The organism is Bacillus sp. HY001 (genome assembly GCF_007558965.1).
Lineage (GTDB): Bacteria > Bacillota > Bacilli > Bacillales > Bacillaceae_G > Bacillus_A > Bacillus_A mobilis.
Map to the genome: position 1 here is coordinate 1 of NZ_VLTE01000039.1, position 21831 is coordinate 21831.

The following is a 21831-nucleotide window of genomic DNA, read 5'->3' on the forward strand; positions in this document are numbered from 1 at the left end:
TGAAACAGCTCGCTAATGTGTTAACTCCCCTGACGTTAATCGTCCGTTAGGTCGAAACGTTAGAAACCCCCACTTCAAGCTTTGCTAAGTGGGGGAGTATTCATTTTAGGAGTAATTATGGAATAGGATATGTAGATAAGAATCCCTTTTTAAAAGAGGTTCTTATTTTTTTCCATAAAATGAGTGTCTAAATGGAATTTTTTAAAGCTATAGTAGACGATATAAGTTATAAATAAAGCATAGGAGAGGTGAAGGATTGTTTAAAAAGCTTCTATTTTCTTTACCATATATTTTACTTGTGTGTATTGTTTTCTACATAACATATACAAAAACTTTTAGTTTTGGGCAGATGTTAGTAATTTCAATTGCAATCGGAATCATCGGTGGTCTTGTTATAAAAATTTGTAAAGATGTATTCACGTATATAAGGTGGACAATTAAACAGAGGAAATCTTGAATATGTTGTATTGCTATTAGGAGGAGAAGAAATGAATAAGAAAAAGAGTAGAGTGAAAAATGAAATCATACTTTGGACATTAACAGCGGTTGTTCTCATCATTGTATGGTACTTTTTTCAAAGATAAAAATGCATCATACTTAAAAAGTACGATGCATTTTTATTATTTTTTTTGCCAATTTTCTTTTATAAAGTCTTCACGGCCAGATTCTTTTTGCTCAGTAGCATATTTCTCTGGGTTCTTTTTATAGAAATGTTGATGGTATTCTTCAGCCTCATAAAAAGGTGCAGCCGAGCGGATTTCAGTTACGATTGGGTCTTTAAACATACCGCTTTCTGCAAGAGCTTGTTTTGATTTTTCAGCAAGCTCTTTTTGCGTTTCATTATGATAAAAAATAGCAGTGCGATAAGATGGACCACGGTCAAAGAATTGTCCGCCATCATCAGTTGGATCGATTTGTGGCCAATATAAATCTAGTAATTTTGCATATGGAAAAATAGAAGGGTCGAATGTGATTTGTACAACTTCTAAATGACCAGATGTACCGGCTTTTACTTGTTCATATGTTGGGTTTTCTACATGACCACCTGCATAGCCAGAAAGTACTTTATGAATACCAGGTAGTTCATCAAATGGCTTTACCATGCACCAAAAGCAACCGCCTGCAAAGGTTGCGAGTTCGTATGTTTTTTCGGACATTGTTGTAATCCTCCTAAATATATATGTTTTATATAGTATTATACAATCTTTTTTATTGCGCAATAAAAAAGATTTAGAAGTAAAGAAAAATTGAAATATATTTCTTTATAAAGTCTTTAAAATTCCTTCAAAGTTTCTTTTTTTCTGAGTGTTATGATGTAAATCGAAGTGAATATGTGAGGTGATAGGCAATGAATCCACGTATGAAAATTAATAGTTTACAACAAAAAATGAAAGAGAGACTAATATGAAAAAAGAATTTATACAAAGCGATTTAAGAAATATATTGATTGCGGCATGCTTACTATTAGGGTTAGTTATTTTTGGATATTTTTTAATAAATAATTACCCAGGTACAAATGAAAAAAAGAAGTTAACAGATGCAACATCTACTTCAGAATCAATTACATCTATTGCTGAGTCAGATGCCAAAAAAAGGGTTGCAAAAACTTTTAATATTACGGCGAAAGTAGCAAGCATAGATTTGGGAAATGGGAAAAAGGTAGATGCGTGGACATTTGATGGAACATCACCGGGTACTCAAATTCGAGTTAAACAAGGTGAACGTATTGTTGTAAATTTGAAAAATGAATTGCCAGAACCAGTTACAATCCATTGGCACGGATTAGATGTCCCGGCGGCGGTAGATGGTGTTCCAGGTGTTACGCAAAATGCTATAAAACCAGGGGAAATATATACATATGCATTTAATGCTGATCAGGTAGGGACATATTGGTATCATTCACATCAAAAAAGTGCGATACAAACGGAGCGGGGACTATTTGGAACTATTGTGATTGAACCGAATAAACCAGCTGTAAAATATGAAAAGGATTATACAGTGGCAATTCATGAATGGAAAACAGGAGATATAAAAGCCCGTAATCATAATAGCGAACAAGATAAAGATTGGGATAGCTATCCTAGCAACCATATTCGAAATGAAAAGGCGCAAAATTTAGAAGGACCGTTAATGATGCCAAGTAATGATCAACTTAAAGATTTATCTGATGGAGATGATTACGATGTATTTACATTAAATGATACGAGTGAGGGGCTACGATTGGATGCAAAACCAGGTGAAACAGTACGCCTTCGCATAATTAATGCTGGGAATAATACGCATTTAATGACATTAGTTGGGGCGCCATTTCAAATTATCGCATTAGATGGTCGTGATATAAAAGCTGGGGACGAGCTAGATAAAGCAATTCTTCCGATGGGAGCTGCACAACGTTATGACCTTGTTTTTAAAATGCCGGAAACAACGAGTGTAAAACTTATTAATGTGGATCCATCTAAGAAAATGAATAGAATGTTAACGGCGACTATTGGGAACGGTTCTTTGCCGAAAAAACCTATTGATATAAAGAGTTATCCATGGTTTGACTTTACGAAATATGGAGAAAAAGAAGTTGGCAAGTTTACGATAGATTCAAAGTTTACAAAGGTCTATGATATGGATTTGGCAGAAGGTGTGAAAGATGTAAATGGACAAGAAAAATGGGTGTATACGATTAATGGAAAGACATCACCTGATATTCCACCCATTAAAGTAGAGAAAGGAGATAAAGTTAAGATTCGCTTTAAAAATAAGGGGGAAGAAATTCATCCAATGCATTTGCATGGACATACATTCCAGGTTATTTCTAAAAATGGTAAACCAATGGAGGGAAGTCCGATTTACTTAGATACAGTTAATGTTTTTCCGGGAGAAGAATATGAAATTGCTTTAGAGGCAAATAATAGTGGACTATGGATGGTTCATTGTCATCATCTCGTTCATGCGGAAAAAGGAATGCATACGATGATGAATTATGAGGGGGTAACTACTCCATTTTCTACCGGAGATCACTCAGGTAATCATCCAGAATAATAATACGGAGGTTTTCATGCTTTATAGAATGATAGTATTTATTTTAACAAGTGTAAGTATATTTTTATTTTCTCATAGTAGTGTATTTGCTCATACAGGTGTTATAGGAATCACCCCTAAAGAGGGTGAGGTTCTTACAGTACAACCGGAACAGATTATTCTTGAATTTAGTGAACCAGTTACAGGAAATGTAGTCAATATTGAACTGCTAGATCCAAGTGCAAAGAGAGTGCAAGTATCAAAGGTTGAAATATTAGATAACCCAACAAAAATAAAAGTGAAGATACCAAACTTAAATAATGGTACATACACAGTAAGGTGGTCTATGATATCTGCAGACGGACATCCGAGTGAAGGAGGCTATCCCTTTTCAATTGGAGAAGACGTACAAACTAATGCAGTGGTAGAGGGAAATGTGAGTGGGAATGGCTCAGTATTTTCAGATGTTATGATAGTAACACTACGCTATATTGTAGAGGGAATGATTTTAATTGGAGCAGGAGTAAAGTGGCTCGATATGTTTGTAAAACGTTATAGATTACCTTCCATATTGCAAAGAATGAAGAATATGAAAAAGATTTTCTTCTTTATACTTGTAGTAGGATTAATAGCCGAATTAATAGTATATAAGTCAATTATGCCGAAGGGGAGTTTACTTATTCATTCGCCATTTTCAGTTATTATTATGATTCAACTGCTATTATTAGTTTTTATGTCTTTGCAACATATGGGGAACGAATGGTATGCGCTAATTTGGGGATTTCTTGTTGCGAGTTTTTCTTTCACAGGCCATGTATGGATTACGAATCCAAATTGGGCAGCAGTTATAATTAGAATGATCCACGTTATGAGTATTGCAGTGTGGCTAGGAGCACTTATTTATTTAGCTCTTGTTATAGCGTGGACAACATTATACAAAATTACATTTGATCAAAAGCGTTTTCGTAAACATTTTAGTATTATTGCTGGTACTTCATTTATTCTAGCATTTCTTTCTGGGGAATTAATTGTGTTTTTACAGACGAGGAATTGGGTACTTTTTAATTTTAATTCAATATGGACGAACCTTTTAAATATAAAGATTCTTACTGTATGTATAATTACAATTGTAGCATGGAGACAAACGAAAACATGGGGTAAAGATATTGGAACAGTTAATCGCCGTTTATTGCTCTTAGAAATTGTTCTAGCTATACTCGTATTATTAGCTGGTATTTGGATGAGTCAAGTTTCGTTTCCACTGAATTCTATAATAAGCTAAAAATATAATGTTCATAGGAGTTCTGTAATGTCAATCCGTATTAGATTGCTGTTGTCGTATGTTGCGATGGTAATTATTCCAATCGTTTTTTGCGGTATAGCAGTTATGTTAATTAGTGTTACTTTATTTGGTGATATTCGTATTGCAAAAGCAATCATTGGTCTTAATCAAAATAGTCATTCTCTCATTGATAAAGAGCAGGAGGATGCTATTCGTACAAAAGAAGATGAAGATGATATTTTTAGTAGGTTGAAAATTCTTTCATCGTATGCTCCAGAAAAATTGGAAGATATAAATTTTTTAAAGGAAACTGATAAAGAATTAAACGATAATCAAGCAGGATTACTAATTCGAAAAAATGATGAGCTTACATATTTATCTCCATATTTTAAAATCTCTTCGTTTGATAAATACCTACCCGCATTTGAAACGGAAGGACAAAGAAAAGGAATGGATGTGAAAATAGAGGGTAATTCTTTTTACTATAAGCAATTTGATTACTACGATGAAGAGAAGGATAAGGTTAGTATTTTTGTATTTGAGTATGTAAATCCTTTAGAAGAAATGATTAGAGAATTTTTCCCGTATTTCGTATTCTCTTTAATACTTGGGTTAATTATTACGAATGGAATATTAACATATTTTATATCAAGGAGTATTATAAAACCATTGCATTCATTAAAGCAGGCAACGGAAAGAATTCAAAAGGGTGATTTAGATTTTCAAGTAAAGCCACTTGCGAAAGATGAAATAGGTGAATTAAGTTTATCGTTTGAAGAGATGCGTGGCAGGTTGAAGGAATCGGTCGAGTTGCAAATGCAATATGAAAAAAATCGTAAAGAGTTGCTTTCAAATATTTCTCATGATTTACGGACGCCAATAACGGCTATTAAAGGTTATGTACAAGGAATTAAAGAAGGTATCGCTCGAACTCCAGAACAATTAGATAAATATTTAACGATTATTTATCATAAAGTGTTTGATATGGATCAATTAATTGACGAGCTTTTTCTCTTTTCAAAACTTGATTTAAAAGAGGAACCGTTTCAATTTGAAGAGGTTGAAATTAATCAATACTTATCTGATTGTATAGAAGAACTACAGCTTGAATTACAGGATAAGGGAATTGCAGTGAGATGGGATGCTCAAAAGGATACTTCTATTTTGGTAAAAGGTGATCGTGAAAAATTACGTCGTGTTATTACAAATATCATTTGGAATAGTGTGAAGTATATGGATAAAGAAGAAGGATATATAGGAATTCGCATGACCGAATCAATTGATTATGTAACGATTTACATAAAAGATAATGGGGTAGGAATAGAAGAGAAGGCATTGCCTCATATATTTGAAAGGTTCTATCGTGCAGATCATTCTAGAAATTCTAAAACAGGTGGAAGCGGACTTGGTTTGTCAATTGCACATCAGATTATCACACAACATGGTGGTGATATTTGGGTAGAAAGTAAAAAAGGTAAAGGAACGACGCTGGCATTTACATTACAAAAAATCAATTAGAAAAAGGAGAGCATCTTGAAAAGGATTTTAATTATTGAAGATGAAGCTATTATAGCGGAGTTAGAAAAGGATTATTTAGAGGTTGCTGGGTATACAGTAGATATTGATTACTCTGGCGAAAAAGGTTTACAAAGAGTTCTTCTGGAGGATTATGACTTGTTAATTTTAGATATAATGTTACCAGGAATAGATGGATATGAAATTTGTAAACAAGTTCGATTGGAAAAGGACATACCAATACTTATGGTGTCCGCAAAACAAGAGGAAATCGATAAAATTAAAGGGTTAGGTTTTGGAGCAGATGATTATATTATAAAACCGTTTAGCCCGAGTGAAATGGTGGCACGTGTAAATGCTCATCTAGCTCGTTATGATCGTTTAACAGGAAAGCGAGAACTAATAAAAGATGAAATTCGTATTCGAGGATTGTTTATTGATAAATCGGCCCGACGTGTATTTGTAAATGGAACTGAGGTCATGTTAACAGGAAAAGAATTTGATTTATTAACTTGTATGGCAGAAAATCCAAATCAAGTATTTAGTAAAGATCGTCTTTTTGAAACTGTATGGGGGATGGATGTAATTGGTGATGCAGCAACGGTTGCTGTACATGTGAAAAATATTCGTCACAAAATTGAACTCGATCCATTCGATAAATCATATATCGAGACAATTTGGGGAGTAGGCTATCGTTTTACACAGTGAAAAAGGCCAGCAAAGGTGCTGGCCTTTTTTTGTGTAAGTAGATTAAGAAATTACAAGCAAGATCCCCCGCTAACATCAATTAATTGTCCAGTAACCCAGCGGCTGTCTGGAGAAGCGAGAAATGCCGCGGTATCGGCAATATCTTCTACTTCACCTAAGCGATTAAAAGCGGAAATGGTAGTAGCGTACTGTTTCATCATTGGGTCGCTCAAGAGTTCCGCATTCATATCTGTTTTAATAAATCCAGGAAGTATTGCATTCACTGTTATTCCTCGTGCTCCGAGCTGTTTTGCTAGTGTGAAAGTCATTGTATTAATAGCGCCTTTCGTCATGCTATATGCAACGAAATCAGGTAAAGAAATACGAGTGGCAGCGGATGAAATATTAATAATTCGGCTATTGTCACGTAAACGAGATAAAGCTTGTTGGATGATAAAGAACGGTGCTTTTGCATTAACTGAAACCATTCTATCAAAAAATTGTTCAGTCGTTTCTTCAATAAAAGCACCAGGACCAATTCCAGCGTTGTTTATTAAAATATCAAATTTAGTACTACCAGTTCTTTTTTGTAATTCGCTATCTAAAGAACTATAAAGGGTTTCTACACCATGTAAAGATTCAAGGTTTGCACCGATAGAAAAAGCAGATCCGCCATTTGATTGAATTTCATAAACAGTTTCTTCAGCATCTTCTTTTCGATTTCCGTAATGAATAGCAACTAATGCACCGTCGTTTGCTAAACGTTTTGCAATAGCACGTCCAATTCCTCGGCTTGCTCCTGTAACTAATGCCACTTTTCCTTTTAACATAGTTTTCTCATCTCCTCATAAAATTTTATATGTTATTAAGTTGTTTTTCTTTATGTAGTAATGTGAACATACTTAAGTAATATATGAGTATGTGTAAGAAGTTCATTCCGATTTTGTTTGAGAAAAAATAAATAGACTTCCTTTAAATTGATTGAATTTTATTTTTTTTTAGAAAAACATGTTGACAATGAAAAGAACAACGTCCTATAATACGTTTAACAAATAAAAGTGAATTAAGAATTTTCTAACTTTATATGTTGTATATGCAAAGAAGAGGAAAGTAGATGGTTATGATCGTTTCAGAGAGCTGCTCCTAGGCTGTGAGAGTAGTAACAATCGAATCATTGAAGATCACCTCGGAGCATCGCTTGCGAAAGGGAAACTGAGTAGAGGGCGACGGCATCGTCTCCGGTAAAAGGACGGGGGTCTAATTGGACCTGCAAAGCTTATATTTCGTGAGAAATATAAGGAAGCTGAGTGGTACCGCGAAACTCTCGCCTCAGCAATCAAAGCTACTAAATTGTAGTAGTTGATTGCTGAGGCGAGAGTTTTTATTTTAAAAATAGAATAAGAGAATGCGTAGAAGCGGAGAGTAAATGATAAAAATTGTTTCAGAGAGCTGCCTAGAAGCTGTGAGGGTAGTAACAATTTCATCATTGAAGATCACCACGGAGCACTACTTTTGAAAACTAGTAAAAAGTAGCGGAGTTGTTTCCGATAGAAAAACAAAAAGTCTAATTGGACTTGCAGAGCTTATATTTCGTGAGAAGTGTAAGGAAGCTGAGTGGTACCACGATTCCCTCGTCTCAGCAATGGATTGCTACAAGTATGTATGTAATTGATTGTTGAGACGAGTATATTTTTAAGGTATATATACTGAATATTCTGTTAAAAATACTCATCTCAGCAATCGATATAAAAATAGGTTGCAAAATAGAGAGAAAAAAAGAGGAGCGATGTGAGATGGGAAACCAGTACATTTATATGAATGGGGAATTTGTAGAAAAAGAAAAGGCAGTTGTTTCAGTATATGATCACGGTTTTTTATATGGAGACGGTGTATTTGAAGGGATTCGTAGTTACGGTGGAAATGTATTTTGTTTAAAAGAACATGTAAAACGATTATATGAATCGGCAAAATCTATTTTACTTACAATCCCGCTGACGGTTGAAGAAATGGAAGAAGCAGTTTTGCAAACATTGCAAAAAAATGAGTATGTGGATGCTTACATTCGGTTAATTGTTTCAAGAGGAAAAGGTGACTTAGGGCTCGATCCGAGAAGTTGTGTGAAACCGAGCGTTATTATCATTGCAGAACAATTAAAGTTATTCCCACAGGAATTTTACGATAATGGATTAAGCGTTGTATCTGTTGCATCAAGACGTAATACGCCAGATGCATTAGACCCACGAATTAAGTCAATGAACTATTTAAATAACGTACTTGTAAAAATTGAAGCGGCACAAGCTGGAGTGCTAGAAGCACTTATGTTAAATCAACAAGGATATGTTTGTGAAGGATCTGGAGATAATGTTTTCGTTGTGAAAGATGGAAAGGTGTTAACACCTCCTTCTTATTTAGGGGCGCTAGAAGGTATTACGAGAAATAGTGTGATTGAGTTATGTGAGCGACTTAATATTCGGTGTGAGGAAAGACCGTTTACTCGCCATGACGTATATGTAGCAGATGAAGTATTTTTAACGGGAACGGCAGCAGAATTAATTCCAGTTGTAAAAGTTGATTCAAGAGAAATTGGAGATGGGAAGCCAGGAAGTGTAACGAAACAATTGACAGAGGAATTTAAAAAGTTAACGAGAGAAAGAGGAGTACGTGTTCCAGGATTAGCGGAAAGCTTACTGTAGGTAGGGAGAGGAGTTAATTGAGATGGAGCAACAGTATACAACATGTGAGAAATTGCATTGTGAAGAAGTGACAGGAGCTGGACACGTTATTCAATGCTTGAAGAATTTAGGTGTAACTACCGTTTTCGGTTATCCAGGCGGAGCGATTTTGCCAGTGTATGATGCGTTATACGGAAGTGGTTTGAAGCACGTTTTAACTCGTCATGAACAAGCTGCCATTCATGCGGCAGAAGGATATGCGAGAGCTTCTGGAAAGGTCGGGGTAGTCTTTGCTACCTCTGGCCCAGGAGCGACAAATTTAGTTACGGGCTTAGCGGATGCTTATATGGATTCGATTCCTTTAGTTGTCATTACAGGGCAAGTTGCAAAGCCCTTAATTGGTAAAGATGGATTTCAAGAAGCAGATGTTGTCGGGATTACAGTACCTGTTACGAAGCATAATTATCAAGTTCGTGATGTGAATCATTTATCACGTATTGTACAAGAAGCTTTTTACATCGCCGAAAGCGGGCGACCAGGGCCAGTATTAATTGATATTCCAAAAGATGTTCAAAATGAAAAGGTAACAAGTTTTTATAATGAAGTAATTGAGATTCCAGGATACAAAATAGAGCCTATGCCAGACAGTATAAAGCTTAGAGAGGTGGCTAAAGAAATTTCAAAAGCTAAACGCCCACTTCTTTATATTGGAGGAGGTGTCATTCATTCGGGTGGATCTGATGAACTCATCAAATTTGCGAGGGAGAATCGTATTCCTGTCGTTTCCACTTTAATGGGACTTGGTGCATATCCGCCGGGAGATTCATTATTTTTAGGAATGCTCGGCATGCATGGAACGTATGCTGCAAACATGGCAGTAACAGAATGTGATCTACTACTTGCTTTAGGTGTTCGCTTTGATGATCGTGTAACAGGAAAATTAGAACTCTTTTCTCCGCATTCGAAAAAGGTACATATTGATATAGATTCTTCAGAGTTTCATAAAAATGTAACTGTGGAATATCCGGTTGTCGGTGATGTGAAAAAAGCGTTACACAAGCTGTTACATATGCAAATTTGTACACAAACAAAAGAATGGATTACGAAAATCGAGGAATGGAAAGCTGAATACCCTCTTTCCTACAATCAAAAAGAAAGTGAGTTAAAACCACAGCATGTTATTAGCCTAGTAAGTGAAGTAACGAATGGTGAAGCGATTGTTACGACAGAAGTCGGACAGCATCAAATGTGGGCTGCGCATTTTTATAAAGCGAAAAATCCACGGACTTTTCTAACATCTGGCGGACTAGGGACGATGGGGTTTGGTTTCCCGGCAGCAATTGGTGCTCAGCTTGCAAAAGAAGAAGAACTCGTCATTTGTATTGCAGGTGATGCTTCTTTTCAAATGAACATTCAAGAACTACAAACAATTGCTGAAAATAATATTCCTGTAAAAGTATTTATTATAAATAATAAATTTTTAGGGATGGTAAGGCAATGGCAAGAAATGTTTTATGAAAATCGTTTATCAGAGTCAAAAATCGGATCGCCAGATTTTGTGAAAGTGGCAGAAGCTTATGGAGTGAAGGGATTAAGAGCGACGAATTCAACCGAGGCGAAACAAGTGATGTTAGAAGCAATTGCTCATGAAGGTCCTGTCGTAGTTGATTTTTGTGTAGAAGAAGGTGAAAACGTATTTCCGATGGTTCCGCCAAACAAAGGGAATAACGAAATGATTATGAAGAGGTGGGAAGAATGAGTCATACTTTTTCACTCGTTATTCATAACGAGCCAAGCGTCTTATTACGTATAAGTGGAATTTTTGCTCGGCGTGGTTATTATATTTCTTCTTTACATTTAAACGAAAGAGATACTAGTGGCGTTTCTGAAATGAAACTCACAGCAGTTTGTACTGAAAATGAAGCGACATTACTTGTTGGTCAGTTAAAAAAATTAATTGATGTACTGCAAGTAAATAAATTATAAGGGGTGTATGGAATATGAAAACGTATTATGAGAAAGATGCAAATTTAGAGTTATTACAAGGGAAAATAGTTGCGGTAATTGGTTATGGATCTCAAGGTCATGCGCAGGCACAAAATTTACGTGATTCTGGTGTGGAAGTTGTAGTTGGTGTTCGCCATGGTAAGTCTTTTGAAGTAGCAAAAGCAGATGGATTTGAAGTAATGTCTGTTTCAGAAGCGGTTCGAACCGCGCAAGTTGTACAAATGTTATTGCCAGATGAACAGCAAGCACATGTGTATAAAGCAGAAGTAGAAGAGAATCTCCGTGAAGGGCAAATGTTACTTTTCTCACATGGATTTAATATTCACTTCGGACAAATTAATCCGCCAAGTTACGTAGATGTAGCGATGGTCGCACCAAAAAGTCCAGGTCATCTCGTTCGCCGTATATTCCAAGAAGGAAATGGTGTTCCGGCATTAGTCGCAGTACATCAAGATGCTACGGGCACGGCATTACGTGTAGCGCTTGCGTATGCAAAAGGTGTAGGTTGTACACGTGCAGGTGTAATTGAAACGACATTCCAAGAAGAAACGGAGACCGACTTATTCGGAGAACAAGCAGTGCTTTGCGGCGGGGTAACTGCACTTGTGAAAGCTGGTTTTGAAACATTAACAGAAGGCGGATATCGTCCTGAAATTGCATACTTTGAATGTTTACATGAATTAAAGTTAATTGTTGATTTAATGTACGAAGGTGGTTTAACGAACATGCGCCATTCTATTTCAGATACGGCAGAGTTTGGAGATTATGTAACAGGATCGAGAATTGTTACAGATGAAACGAAGAAAGAAATGAAACGAGTACTTACAGAAATTCAGCAAGGTGAATTCGCGAAAAAATGGATTTTAGAAAACCAAGCTGGGCGTCCAACATATAATGCAATGAAAAAAGCAGAGCAAAATCATCAGTTAGAAAAAGTAGGGGCAGAGCTTCGTGAAATGATGAGCTGGATTCATGCACCGAAAGAATTAGTAAAGAAATAGAGTAAGAGATTATAAGTGAAAAATACGTAAGAGGGGATTTGACAAGATGAGAAGTGACATGATTAAAAAAGGTTTTGATAAAGCGCCGCACCGTAGTTTATTAAAAGCAACTGGTTTGAAAGATGAAGATTTTGATAAACCGTTTATAGCTATCTGTAATTCTTTTATTGAAATTATTCCAGGTCATAAGCACTTAAATGAGTTTGGGAAACTTGTTAAAGAAGCAGTGCGTGCAGCAGGTATGGTTCCATTTGAATTTAATACAATTGGAGTAGATGACGGTATTGCGATGGGGCATATCGGTATGCGTTATTCGCTTCCGAGTCGTGAAATCATTGCAGATTCAGTAGAAACGGTTGTAAATGCACATTGGTTTGATGGCATGATTTGTATTCCAAACTGTGACAAAATCACACCTGGTATGATGATGGCTGCACTTCGTATTAACATTCCAACTGTATTTGTTTCAGGTGGTCCGATGGCGGCTGGAAAAACATCTAAAGGAGATGTTGTTGATTTAAGTTCTGTTTTCGAAGGGGTAGGAGCTTATCAATCTGGTAAAATTTCAGAAGAAGAATTAAAGGATATTGAAGATCATGGCTGTCCATCTTGTGGTTCTTGTTCCGGTATGTTTACAGCGAACTCTATGAACTGTTTATGTGAAGTGTTAGGTTTAGCTCTGCCTGGTAACGGAAGTATTTTAGCCATCGATCCAAGACGCGAAGAATTAATTAAACAAGCAGCAGAGAAATTAAAGATTTTAATTGAAAAAGATATTAAACCAAGAGACATCGTAACGGAAGAAGCAATTGATGATGCGTTCGCGCTTGATATGGCGATGGGCGGTTCAACAAATACAGTGTTGCACACATTGGCGCTCGCGCAAGAGGCTGGATTAGATTACGATATGAACCGTATTGATGCCGTTTCAAGACGTGTACCACATTTATGTAAAGTAAGCCCTGCTTCCAATTGGCATATGGAAGATATTGATCGAGCGGGCGGGATTAGTGCCATTTTGAAAGAGATGAGCCGAAAAGAAGGTGTGCTTCATTTAGATCGTATTACTGCTACTGGGCAAACGTTAAGAGAAAATATTGCTCATGCAGAGATTAAAGATAAGGAAGTGATTCATTCTCTCGAAAACCCTCATAGTGAAGAAGGGGGATTACGTATATTAAAAGGAAACCTTGCGAAAGATGGTGCAGTTATTAAAAGCGGAGCGACCGAAGTAAAACGATTTGAAGGACCTTGCGTCATTTTTAATTCACAAGATGAGGCGCTTGCGGGCATTATGCTTGGGAAAGTTAAGAAAGGCGATGTAGTTGTTATTCGCTATGAAGGACCAAGAGGCGGCCCTGGTATGCCGGAAATGTTGGCACCAACGTCAGCGATTGCTGGTATGGGATTAGGTGCAGATGTTGCGCTATTAACAGATGGACGTTTCTCGGGTGCTTCACGTGGTATTTCGGTAGGGCATATTTCACCAGAAGCAGCTGCAGGCGGAACGATTGCACTTCTTAAACAAGGGGATATCGTTTGTATCGATGTTGAGGAGAGATTGTTAGAAGTAAGAGTTAGTGATGAAGAATTAGATCAGCGTAAAAAAGAATGGAAACGACCAGAACCGAAAGTGAAAACTGGCTGGCTTGGGCGTTATGCACAAATGGTAACATCGGCGAATACAGGTGCAGTCCTAAAAATCCCGAATTTCGATTGAGCCAATTTAAAAGAGATAAGGATGATATGAAATGGTGCAGAAGGTAAAGGAGAGAGTGAAAATTGAAGATATCTTAATGGCCCATAATTGCATGAAAGATATCGTTATTAAAACACCGTTACAACGTGATACAGTTTTATCTGAGAAATATGATTGTGACGTTTATGTAAAAAGAGAAGACTTACAATTGATTCGCTCTTTCAAAATTCGTGGTGCGTACAATTTAATTCAAAGTTTACCAAAAGAACAATTACAAAACGGCGTTGTTTGTGCAAGTGCTGGCAATCATGCGCAAGGAGTTGCTTATACGTGTAATTTATTGAAGATTCCGTCGAAAATCTTCATGCCGACGACAACGCCTAAACAAAAAGTATCGCAAGTACAATTTTTCGGTGGTGATTTTGCGGAAATTGTATTAGTTGGTGATACATTTGATAGCTCGTTCCAAGAAGCACAGCGCTATTGTGAGGAAAATAGAATGACGTTCGTTCATCCGTTTGATGATCCGTATGTTATTGCTGGTCAAGGAACAGTGGCAGTTGAAATTATGCATGATATGGAGAAATCGGTTGACTTTATTTTTACAGCAATTGGCGGTGGTGGATTAGCATCAGGTGTTGGTACATATGTTAAAGGTGTTAGTCCTGCTACAAAGGTCATTGGTGTAGAGCCAATGGGAGCTGCATCTATGAAAGAGGCTTTTCTTCAAAATGATAATGTCGCATTGGAGAAAATAGATAGTTTTGTTGATGGGGCAGCTGTTAAAAAGGTAGGAAAGTTAACATTTGAAACGTGTAAAGATGTAATTGATGACATTGTTTTAGTACCAGAGGGGAAGGTTTGTACGACGATTTTAGAACTGTATAAGAAAAATGCAATTGTAGCTGAGCCTGCTGGTGCACTATCTATTGCAGCGCTTGATTTATACAAAGATGAAATAAAAGGTAAAACGGTTGTATGTACGCTAAGTGGTGGAAATAATGATATTGATAGAATGCAAGAAATGAAAGAACGTTCGCTCATTTATGAAGGACTAAAACATTACTTCATCATTGAATTCCCGCAGCGTTCAGGTGCGCTAAGAGAATTTCTTGATAAAGGATTAGGGCCAGGAGATGATATTACTCGCTTTGAATACATTAAGAAACATAATAAAGAAAATGGTCCAGCGTTAGTCGGCGTAGAATTAAAACATAAAGAGGATTATGAGCAATTAATTACTCGTTTTAAAGAAAATAATATTCAATTTATGGAGCTGAATAAAAATCCTGTTTTGTTTGATTTACTTATTTAATAGAAGGAAAGAGGAAACATACAGTTGTACCTGAAATAAAAAAGATAGATGCAAACAGCGGAAATGCTGCTTGTATCTATCTTTTTATAATTAAACAATATATTTTCCATATTCAAGAAGGATAAAGCTAGTTAACCAAAAGAATATCGCAATACGAATGATTACATACATAGTAAATTCAAAGGTAGTAAGCTTTCGTTCACGTTTTAGTTTTTTTAGAAGTCTAACAGAAAAAAATGAACATAAAAGTAGAACGGCTATAGATATTTTATAAATATTCTCTAACAAACTTACATTTTCTAATAAGTCTTTCAGCATGTTCATCACCTATTCTGTAAAGTATGTTACAGAGAAATAAATCTTGCGGTGTCTAGTTTCGTTTGTTTTTTATGTTCCCTGTATCATCAATTTCTACGTCAGTTGAAATTGTTTGTAAATATTGTAGAGCTTTTTTCTTTTCGTCCTCATTTACAGGGGAGATTTGGTTGTTGCGAATGATGTAAGGATTGAATGACATTTGGACATCCTTTCCTTTAAAAGTTAAAGTTAATACGCCAGTTTCGGCGCTTTTCCCGCTCACATAACTTGGGAATAAAAAGTTTCCTAATGAGTAAGCGATAGGAACTTTATTATAATACTCAAATCCTTGAAGCCAATGTGGGTGACTTCCGACAATTGCGTCAGCTCCTGCTTCAACCATTTTAGGAACATATTGCTTTTGGTATTCTACCGGACGATTTGATTTTTCAACGCCCCAATGCATATAGACGATTAAATAGTCTGCATCTTGCTTTTGTTCTTTAATTGTTTTTGTTACGAGATTTAAATCATATCCGTTCGCAACACCAGGTTTATTGTCACCAGCTACCCAATTCGTATCAGGCATAAATCGAACGAAGGAAAGAAATTTGAACTTTTTCCCTTTTACGGTCATTTCACGTGCTGTATATGCATCTTTTGCATTTTTTCCGGCTCCAATGTAAGGGAACTTTAATTTTTCTACGTGAGAAATCGTGTCTAATAATCCATCTTGCCCATAATCAAGAGTATGGTTATTTCCGATATTTACGATGTCATATCCAGTGTTTTTTATCGCTTGTAGTGTGGAGGGATCACTTTTAATCCAAAATAGTTGTCCAGGAGCTTTCTTTTCTCTCGTTGTAAATGCTGACTCTAAATTAACGAAAGAAATATCAGCTTTTGTTATTTCTTCTTTAACATGCTGGAATGGATAATCGGCCCCGTTTTTTTCGATTACAGGACGTAATTGCCAATCGAACATTGTATCACCAGAGAAGGTGAGTGTGATTTCCGGGTCTTCTATTTTCTTTTCACTTGTTGAAGCGGTTTTATTAGATTTGTTTTGCAAATTGGATTTGTCTTTCGCTTTTGAAGTAAAAGAGTAGTTAACTAATAAAACAATTGGTGTAATGCAAAAGGCTATTAACAGAAATCGTTTTAGTAAAGTTGTCATAAATACCTTCCCTTTTGAGTTTATACCGCAATTTGTAGGCAGTAAAACCCGCGTTAGTTAAAGTTTCACTTTATGTATAACTACAAAAAATTGCGGTTTATGTAGTGAAAAACATTTGTTAATATTCTCAATATTAAGTTAACATATAGATAACCTGTAAATCAATGAATAAACCAAAATATAGAAATAAAGAATTCGAAGGGTGAAGAATGAGAAATGGTTATATTAGGAGCAGTTGTAAATGGGATTTGTATTATATTTGGTACTTTACTAGGTAAATTATTTAGTAGAATTCCAGAAAGTATGAAGGGAACAATTATGCATGCAATCGGTTTAGCGGTTACTGTGCTTGGACTTCAAATGGCATTGAAAAGTGAAAATTTCCTTGTTGTCATACTAAGTCTTGTAATTGGTACCGTCATCGGGGAATGGCTACAATTAGAGGGAAAGTTAAAACAGTTAGGAGATTGGCTAGAAAATAAAGTTGGATCGAAAGGGAAAGGAAGCATATCAGAAGGCTTTGTAACAGCTACTTTAATTTTTGCAATTGGTGCGATGGGGATACTTGGTGCACTCGACAGCGGGATTCGCGGAAATCATGATATTTTATTTACAAAGGCGATTATCGATGGATTTATTTCTATTATATTAACGACAACTTTAGGAATTGGTGTAGTGTTTTCGGCAATTCCAGTTATTTTATACGAAGGAGGTATTGCGGTTTTTGCAACACAAATTAATAGTTTGGTTCCGAAAGCATTAATGAATCAATTTATAGTGGAAATGACAGCTACAGGTGGTATTATGATAGCCGCCATTGGATTGAACTTACTTGGTATTATTAAAATTAAAGTGGCAAATTTACTGCCAGGTATATTGGTAGTTGGAATAATTGTTTCACTTATTTACGGTTACGGTTTAATAGTAAAGTAGTAGGGGATGAAGGTACATATGGAGGAATTTCAATTTACAAAACGTGTTCATAACATATTACAGATTGCAGCAGAAGAGGCGGAAAATAATATTATTCAACCAGCTCATTTGTTTATCGGCATGTGTAATGAAGGCACTGGAGTTTGCAGCGAGTTGTATATGTATTTGTTTCGTAACTTGGGTACGGATTTTTTAGAAAAACTTTCGATACGAAAACAAGATGATTTGACGGATCAAGAGTATAAAAAAATAGGACAATATAAATTATCTTATAAGGTGCTAGAAATTTTACAAATAGCGAAGAAACGTATGGAACGTTTCCAGCAAGTAATAATAAATGAAGGACATGTTATAGATGCACTATTTCGCGCGGATACGTTTATTGGAAATGCACAAATACAAAAAGATATATTACGTATTCTAGCTGAGCCAAGAGATTTAGCGGTCGATCTAAAATGTTTTGATCCTACTTATAATCATTTAATTTGTACTGTTAGAAAGGCTAACCCTTCTGATTTTGAAAAATTAGCAAGTTTTGTTAATGGGGAATTTGGTGAACGTTGGTTACATTCAATAGAGTATGGATTTCGTACATATAAAGAAAATATACCTATTTATATAGCAGAACAAGAAGAAGTGATAGTAGGTTTCGCTTGTTACGATGTAGTGAGAGGGAAGAAAGGATTGTTTGGTCCAATGGGCACAGCAAAGCAAAATCGTGTGAAAGGTGTAGGGAAGCAATTGTTACATCGTTGTTTACATAGTATGAAGCAAGATGGATATGAATACGCAATTATTGGACAAGCAGGTCCGATTGAGTTTTATGAGAGAAATTGTAATGCGCGTTTAATACCGATAGAGAATAAGTAACCAACTTCATATAGGGGAGTTGGTTTTTTTATGAAAAAAATGTAGAGATGTAGTGATTTTTACTAGAAAATAGCGGGTTTTGTAGTAAATCTTACAAATAAAGCAAATTACTAAACTTTTTACAAGAAAGGGTGTAGAATGGGTATCTAAAGAAAGAAGGTGTGAAAATGGCCAGCTGGAAACGAAATTTGATGATTTGTTGGCTAGGTTGTTTTACCACTGCAGCCGGTATGAGTTTAGTAATTCCTTTTTTATCTTTTTATATTGAGGAATTAGGAGTAACTGGCACTTCAAGTATTGCACAGTGGTCGGGACTTGCATTTGGTATAACATTTTTAATGGGTGCGATCGTATCACCAATATGGGGAAAACTTGGTGATATACATGGACGGAAATTGATGCTGATTCGTGCGAGCCTTGGTATGGCGATTATTATGACGCTTATGGGATTTGTAACGGATGTGTATCAACTAGTCGCACTAAGATTTTTAATGGGAGCAGTATCTGGTTTCCTTTCAACGGCGATGACATTTATTGCGGCAGAAACTCCGAAAGAACATTCAGGTTGGGCAATCTCCACAATTTCAACAGGTGGCGTGAGCGGTTCTTTACTTGGCCCATTACTTGGTGGTTATTTGTCAGAGTTAATTGGAATGCGCCATGTTTTTCTTGTTACAGGAGCTTTTTTATTCCTTTCTTTTCTCATCGTTTTTTTCTTCCTACATGAAGAGAATCACTCCGCTCAAGCAAAAAAAGTACAAACGAAAAAAGTATGGACGATGGTTCCAGCGAAGCATTTAATTATTAGTTTGTTTGTAACAACATTTATTATTCAACTTGCAAACATGTCAATTCAACCTATTATTACATTGTATGTAAAGAATTTAGAAGGCCCAGGAACAGCTCATATTGAAATGATTGCAGGCGCAGTTATGTCAGCGACAGGGTTAGCGGTTATTTTGGCAGCACCAAGACTAGGAAGATTATCAGATCAAATCGGTCCTCAAAAAACGTTAGTTGTAGCGTTGTTTGCTGCAGGAATTATTTTTATCCCGCAAGCATTTGTAACCTCAGCTTGGCAACTATTAATTCTTCGATTTTTATTAGGTATCGCACAAGCAGGATTATTACCTTCCGTACAAACTCTACTAAAACAACATACACCAACCCATGTAACGGGACGAATATTTGGATATAATCAATCGTTTCAGTTTCTGGGGAATATGATTGGACCAGTACTTGGTGGACAAATTGCAGCACATGCGGGCTTCCAATATGTTTTCTTCTCTACTTCATCATTACTATTTATTGCGTGCATTTGGGTTTATTTTCATAATAAGAACGAAGAGGTATCAGAGAAACGACATTTGGAAGTTAGTTAACTAAGTGAATGAAAAAGAAAAAGGATGAAGCAACGATTGCTTCATCCTTTTCTTTAAAATTGAAGACAAAGATAGCTTAATGTACCAAGCTCGTAACTGCGGTGAATGATTTCACCGTTATTTTCACCGCTTCCCATAGCGATAAATAAAGGAACAAAATGCTCTGCTCTTGGTACTGCTAATTGTGCATGAGGGGCGTTGTTCTCCCAATTAAATAATGCATCTTTATCAGTAGTCTGCATATGTTTAATAATCCAATCATCAAATTCAATTGCCCATTGTTCGGGTGTCGTTTGATTCCATTTCAAAGCTCGTAAGTTATGAACGGTAACACCGCTACCGATTATTAAAATATTTTCTTTTCCAAGTCCTTTAAGCGCTTCTCCAATCTTAAATTGCTCTTTTGCAGGAAGGAATGGATTGACTGAAATTTGGACGACCGGAATATTTGCTTCTGGATACATGCGGTGCAAGAGTGTCCATGAGCCATGATCTAAACCTCTCGTCATATTATGATGGACTGGAATACCTTTGTTTTTAAATTTTGTTTCTAACATAGATGCAATGTTAGAAGAGCCTTTCGCACGATATTTGATTTCGTATAACTCAGGAGGAAACCCTCCAAAATCATAAATTGTTTCATATTCGTTATCTGATGAAGAAATCGTTAATACTTCACTTTCCCAGTGAGCAGTGAAAATAACAATTGCTTTCGGTTTATATGTTTCTCCAAGTGTTTTTAAAAATCTTGTATAGTCTGTATCTTGAATAGCAAGCATCGGTGATCCGTGTGCTAAAAATAATGATGGCATCATAATAGAAACCTCCCAAAAATATAATAATTACTTTATGTAAGTAACTATACATTTTTATTTTACATTCGTCAATATATTAGTTTAAGAGCTAATTGGAAAAGTGAGTCATTTGTCATAATGAAGGCAATTGCATATAATACATAATAAGAATAATGAATGGATATTCATTTTTTAATATACATAATAGAGTTGGGGGCTGACGAAATGAACGTACAGGAAAGTTTCGTTACGGCATTGGATGGATCGGAAATTTATTTACGTAAGTGGCTACCAGAAAGAGATCCGCGAGGGATTATTCAAATTGCACATGGTATGACAGAACATGCAGGTGTTTATACAGACTTTATTGCTGCGTTATTAGAAGCAGGGTATGGTGTTTATGCACATGATCATAAAGGTCATGGGAAAACAGTGAAAAGAGAAGAAGATTATGGTCATTTTAAACCAAATGTAGGTTGGAATGAGGCTGTTTCTGATGTTATTTTTGTATCAGAAACGATAAGAAAAGAGCAGACATGCCCGTTATTTTTACTTGGACATAGTATGGGTTCTTTTTTATCAAGACGTGCTGTACAACTGAAAGGTGAATTATATGATGGATTCCTTATTTCAGGAACTGGTGGAAATCCAGGGCTTTTAGGAAGTATCGGTCATAAAGTAGCGACAATTGAGATGAAATTACGCGGAGAAAAAACGAAAAGTCCGATGCTAAACTTTTTATCTTTCGGAAACTTCAATTCACACTTTAAACCAAATCGTACAAAATTTGATTGGTTATCTTCAGATAATAATCAAGTTGATAAATATATTGCGGATCCGTTATGTGGATTCATTTGTACGACGAGTTTTTATCGAGAATTATTTTCTGGTGTATTAGAAGTAAATAAACTAGAAGAGTTCAAGAAAACACCGAAAAACCTTCCGATACATATTTTTTCAGGAGATCGTGATCCAGTTGGGGATATGGGGAAAGGTGTAAAAGAAGTATATGAAAATTATAAAAAATGTGGCGTGACAGATGTAACGCTGCGTTTATATGAAAATGGAAGACATGAAATGTTCCATGAAGTAAATAAAGATGAAGTATTTCAAGATTTGATTTTATGGTTAGATAAGCATATTGTATGAGAAGAAACCTCACTTTTTTGAAGTGAGGTTTCTTTAAGA

At 35.9% G+C, this 21831-nt stretch carries 20 protein-coding genes and 2 other annotated features; of the genes, 15 read left to right on the forward strand and 5 right to left on the reverse strand.

Translation table 11 applies throughout. The features are described from left to right. Positions 1-256: 256 nt before the first annotated feature. Positions 257-457, forward strand: a complete 201-nt coding sequence (locus FOT98_RS19215) for a hypothetical protein (protein ID WP_063263759.1) — start codon at positions 257-259, stop codon at positions 455-457. 163 nt (positions 458-620) lie between these two features. On the opposite strand, the gene msrA is transcribed toward FOT98_RS19215, so the two are convergent. After that, positions 621-1157, reverse strand: coding sequence for a peptide-methionine (S)-S-oxide reductase MsrA (gene msrA / locus FOT98_RS19220; protein ID WP_061676644.1), 537 nt, complete (start codon positions 1155-1157; stop codon positions 621-623). A gap of 247 nt (positions 1158-1404) precedes the next feature. Between msrA and FOT98_RS19225 the strand changes: the two genes are divergently transcribed. Genes FOT98_RS19225 through FOT98_RS19240 form a run of 4 tightly spaced genes read left to right on the forward strand, consistent with a single transcriptional unit; the run spans position 1405 to position 6517 of the window. Next, the gene (locus tag FOT98_RS19225) at positions 1405-3033 is read left to right on the forward strand and encodes a multicopper oxidase family protein (protein ID WP_063263760.1); all 1629 of its coding nucleotides are present in this window, start codon (positions 1405-1407) and stop codon (positions 3031-3033) included. 16 nt (positions 3034-3049) lie between these two features. Next, positions 3050-4294, forward strand: a complete 1245-nt coding sequence (locus FOT98_RS19230) for a copper resistance CopC/CopD family protein (protein ID WP_063263761.1) — start codon at positions 3050-3052, stop codon at positions 4292-4294. A gap of 27 nt (positions 4295-4321) precedes the next feature. Continuing rightward, positions 4322-5812, forward strand: coding sequence for a sensor histidine kinase (locus tag FOT98_RS19235; RefSeq protein ID WP_063263762.1), 1491 nt, complete (start codon positions 4322-4324; stop codon positions 5810-5812). Positions 5813-5827: 15 nt separating this feature from the next. Next, positions 5828-6517, forward strand: coding sequence for a response regulator transcription factor (locus FOT98_RS19240; RefSeq protein ID WP_061676648.1), 690 nt, complete (start codon positions 5828-5830; stop codon positions 6515-6517). A 50-nt stretch (positions 6518-6567) separates the two neighbouring features. Here FOT98_RS19240 and FOT98_RS19245 read toward each other — a convergent pair whose 3' ends face one another. Then, positions 6568-7326 (reverse strand): SDR family oxidoreductase, encoded by a 759-nt coding sequence (locus FOT98_RS19245; RefSeq protein ID WP_061676649.1) that lies wholly within the window; start codon positions 7324-7326, stop codon positions 6568-6570. A gap of 259 nt (positions 7327-7585) precedes the next feature. Further along, positions 7586-7831, forward strand: a binding site (T-box leader). 66 nt (positions 7832-7897) lie between these two features. Then, positions 7898-8138 (forward strand) — a binding site (T-box leader). 151 nt (positions 8139-8289) lie between these two features. Between FOT98_RS19245 and ilvE the strand changes: the two genes are divergently transcribed. Genes ilvE through ilvA form a run of 6 tightly spaced genes read left to right on the forward strand, consistent with a single transcriptional unit; the run spans position 8290 to position 15190 of the window. Then, complete coding sequence (gene ilvE, locus FOT98_RS19250; protein ID WP_063263763.1) at positions 8290-9189, forward strand: branched-chain-amino-acid transaminase; 900 nt, start codon at positions 8290-8292, stop codon at positions 9187-9189. 22 nt (positions 9190-9211) lie between these two features. Next, positions 9212-10927 carry an acetolactate synthase large subunit gene (ilvB, locus tag FOT98_RS19255; RefSeq protein WP_063263764.1) on the forward strand — a complete coding sequence of 572 codons (1716 nt, stop codon included), beginning with the start codon at positions 9212-9214 and terminating at the stop codon, positions 10925-10927. After that, positions 10924-11154 (forward strand): ACT domain-containing protein, encoded by a 231-nt coding sequence (locus FOT98_RS19260; protein ID WP_000019914.1) that lies wholly within the window; start codon positions 10924-10926, stop codon positions 11152-11154. The genes ilvB and FOT98_RS19260 overlap by 4 nt, the downstream gene beginning before the upstream one ends. 14 nt (positions 11155-11168) lie before the next feature. Then, positions 11169-12176: a ketol-acid reductoisomerase gene (ilvC, locus tag FOT98_RS19265; RefSeq protein ID WP_063263765.1), complete on the forward strand. Its 1008-nt coding sequence runs from the start codon at positions 11169-11171 to the stop codon at positions 12174-12176. A gap of 46 nt (positions 12177-12222) precedes the next feature. Further along, entirely contained in the window at positions 12223-13896 is a 1674-nt protein-coding gene (ilvD, locus tag FOT98_RS19270; protein ID WP_063263766.1) for a dihydroxy-acid dehydratase, read from the forward strand. A gap of 31 nt (positions 13897-13927) precedes the next feature. After that, entirely contained in the window at positions 13928-15190 is a 1263-nt protein-coding gene (gene ilvA, locus FOT98_RS19275; RefSeq protein ID WP_063263767.1) for a threonine ammonia-lyase IlvA, read from the forward strand. Positions 15191-15280: 90 nt separating this feature from the next. Here the strand turns inward: ilvA and FOT98_RS19280 are convergent, their stop codons facing one another. Together FOT98_RS19280 and FOT98_RS19285 are read right to left on the reverse strand one after the other, a co-directional pair. Continuing rightward, a complete protein-coding gene (locus FOT98_RS19280) occupies positions 15281-15508 on the reverse strand; it encodes a hypothetical protein (protein ID WP_063263768.1) in 228 nt (75 codons plus the stop codon). Between the two features lie 52 nt (positions 15509-15560). Next, positions 15561-16664, reverse strand: coding sequence for a CapA family protein (locus FOT98_RS19285; protein ID WP_063263769.1), 1104 nt, complete (start codon positions 16662-16664; stop codon positions 15561-15563). Between the two features lie 216 nt (positions 16665-16880). On the opposite strand from FOT98_RS19285, the gene FOT98_RS19290 reads away from it, so the two are divergent. The 3 genes from FOT98_RS19290 (at position 16881) to FOT98_RS19300 (ending at position 19849) form a co-directional block, all read left to right on the forward strand. After that, positions 16881-17597 (forward strand): DUF554 domain-containing protein, encoded by a 717-nt coding sequence (locus tag FOT98_RS19290; protein ID WP_063263770.1) that lies wholly within the window; start codon positions 16881-16883, stop codon positions 17595-17597. Positions 17598-17615: 18 nt separating this feature from the next. Further along, the gene (locus tag FOT98_RS19295) at positions 17616-18467 is read left to right on the forward strand and encodes a GNAT family N-acetyltransferase (protein WP_063263771.1); all 852 of its coding nucleotides are present in this window, start codon (positions 17616-17618) and stop codon (positions 18465-18467) included. 167 nt (positions 18468-18634) lie between these two features. Then, positions 18635-19849 (forward strand): multidrug efflux MFS transporter, encoded by a 1215-nt coding sequence (locus FOT98_RS19300; RefSeq protein ID WP_063263772.1) that lies wholly within the window; start codon positions 18635-18637, stop codon positions 19847-19849. 53 nt (positions 19850-19902) lie between these two features. Here FOT98_RS19300 and FOT98_RS19305 read toward each other — a convergent pair whose 3' ends face one another. Beyond that, positions 19903-20664, reverse strand: coding sequence for a DODA-type extradiol aromatic ring-opening family dioxygenase (locus tag FOT98_RS19305; RefSeq protein ID WP_063263773.1), 762 nt, complete (start codon positions 20662-20664; stop codon positions 19903-19905). 204 nt (positions 20665-20868) lie between these two features. Between FOT98_RS19305 and FOT98_RS19310 the strand changes: the two genes are divergently transcribed. Then, positions 20869-21792 (forward strand): alpha/beta hydrolase, encoded by a 924-nt coding sequence (locus tag FOT98_RS19310; protein ID WP_063263774.1) that lies wholly within the window; start codon positions 20869-20871, stop codon positions 21790-21792. The last annotated feature ends 39 nt before the right edge of the window (positions 21793-21831 follow it).

Coding starts and splice junctions, on each gene's coding strand:
- msrA (WP_061676644.1), bottom strand. CDS start 1,157: ATGTCCGAAAAAACATACGAACTCGCAACCTTTGCAGGCGGTTGCTTT.
- FOT98_RS19225 (WP_063263760.1), top strand. CDS start 1,405: ATGAAAAAAGAATTTATACAAAGCGATTTAAGAAATATATTGATTGCG.
- FOT98_RS19230 (WP_063263761.1), top strand. CDS start 3,050: ATGCTTTATAGAATGATAGTATTTATTTTAACAAGTGTAAGTATATTT.
- FOT98_RS19235 (WP_063263762.1), top strand. CDS start 4,322: ATGTCAATCCGTATTAGATTGCTGTTGTCGTATGTTGCGATGGTAATT.
- FOT98_RS19245 (WP_061676649.1), bottom strand. CDS start 7,326: ATGTTAAAAGGAAAAGTGGCATTAGTTACAGGAGCAAGCCGAGGAATT.
- ilvE (WP_063263763.1), top strand. CDS start 8,290: ATGGGAAACCAGTACATTTATATGAATGGGGAATTTGTAGAAAAAGAA.
- ilvB (WP_063263764.1), top strand. CDS start 9,212: ATGGAGCAACAGTATACAACATGTGAGAAATTGCATTGTGAAGAAGTG.
- FOT98_RS19260 (WP_000019914.1), top strand. CDS start 10,924: ATGAGTCATACTTTTTCACTCGTTATTCATAACGAGCCAAGCGTCTTA.
- ilvC (WP_063263765.1), top strand. CDS start 11,169: ATGAAAACGTATTATGAGAAAGATGCAAATTTAGAGTTATTACAAGGG.
- ilvD (WP_063263766.1), top strand. CDS start 12,223: ATGAGAAGTGACATGATTAAAAAAGGTTTTGATAAAGCGCCGCACCGT.
- ilvA (WP_063263767.1), top strand. CDS start 13,928: ATGGTGCAGAAGGTAAAGGAGAGAGTGAAAATTGAAGATATCTTAATG.
- FOT98_RS19280 (WP_063263768.1), bottom strand. CDS start 15,508: ATGCTGAAAGACTTATTAGAAAATGTAAGTTTGTTAGAGAATATTTAT.
- FOT98_RS19285 (WP_063263769.1), bottom strand. CDS start 16,664: ATGACAACTTTACTAAAACGATTTCTGTTAATAGCCTTTTGCATTACA.
- FOT98_RS19290 (WP_063263770.1), top strand. CDS start 16,881: ATGGTTATATTAGGAGCAGTTGTAAATGGGATTTGTATTATATTTGGT.
- FOT98_RS19295 (WP_063263771.1), top strand. CDS start 17,616: ATGGAGGAATTTCAATTTACAAAACGTGTTCATAACATATTACAGATT.
- FOT98_RS19300 (WP_063263772.1), top strand. CDS start 18,635: ATGGCCAGCTGGAAACGAAATTTGATGATTTGTTGGCTAGGTTGTTTT.
- FOT98_RS19305 (WP_063263773.1), bottom strand. CDS start 20,664: ATGATGCCATCATTATTTTTAGCACACGGATCACCGATGCTTGCTATT.
- FOT98_RS19310 (WP_063263774.1), top strand. CDS start 20,869: ATGAACGTACAGGAAAGTTTCGTTACGGCATTGGATGGATCGGAAATT.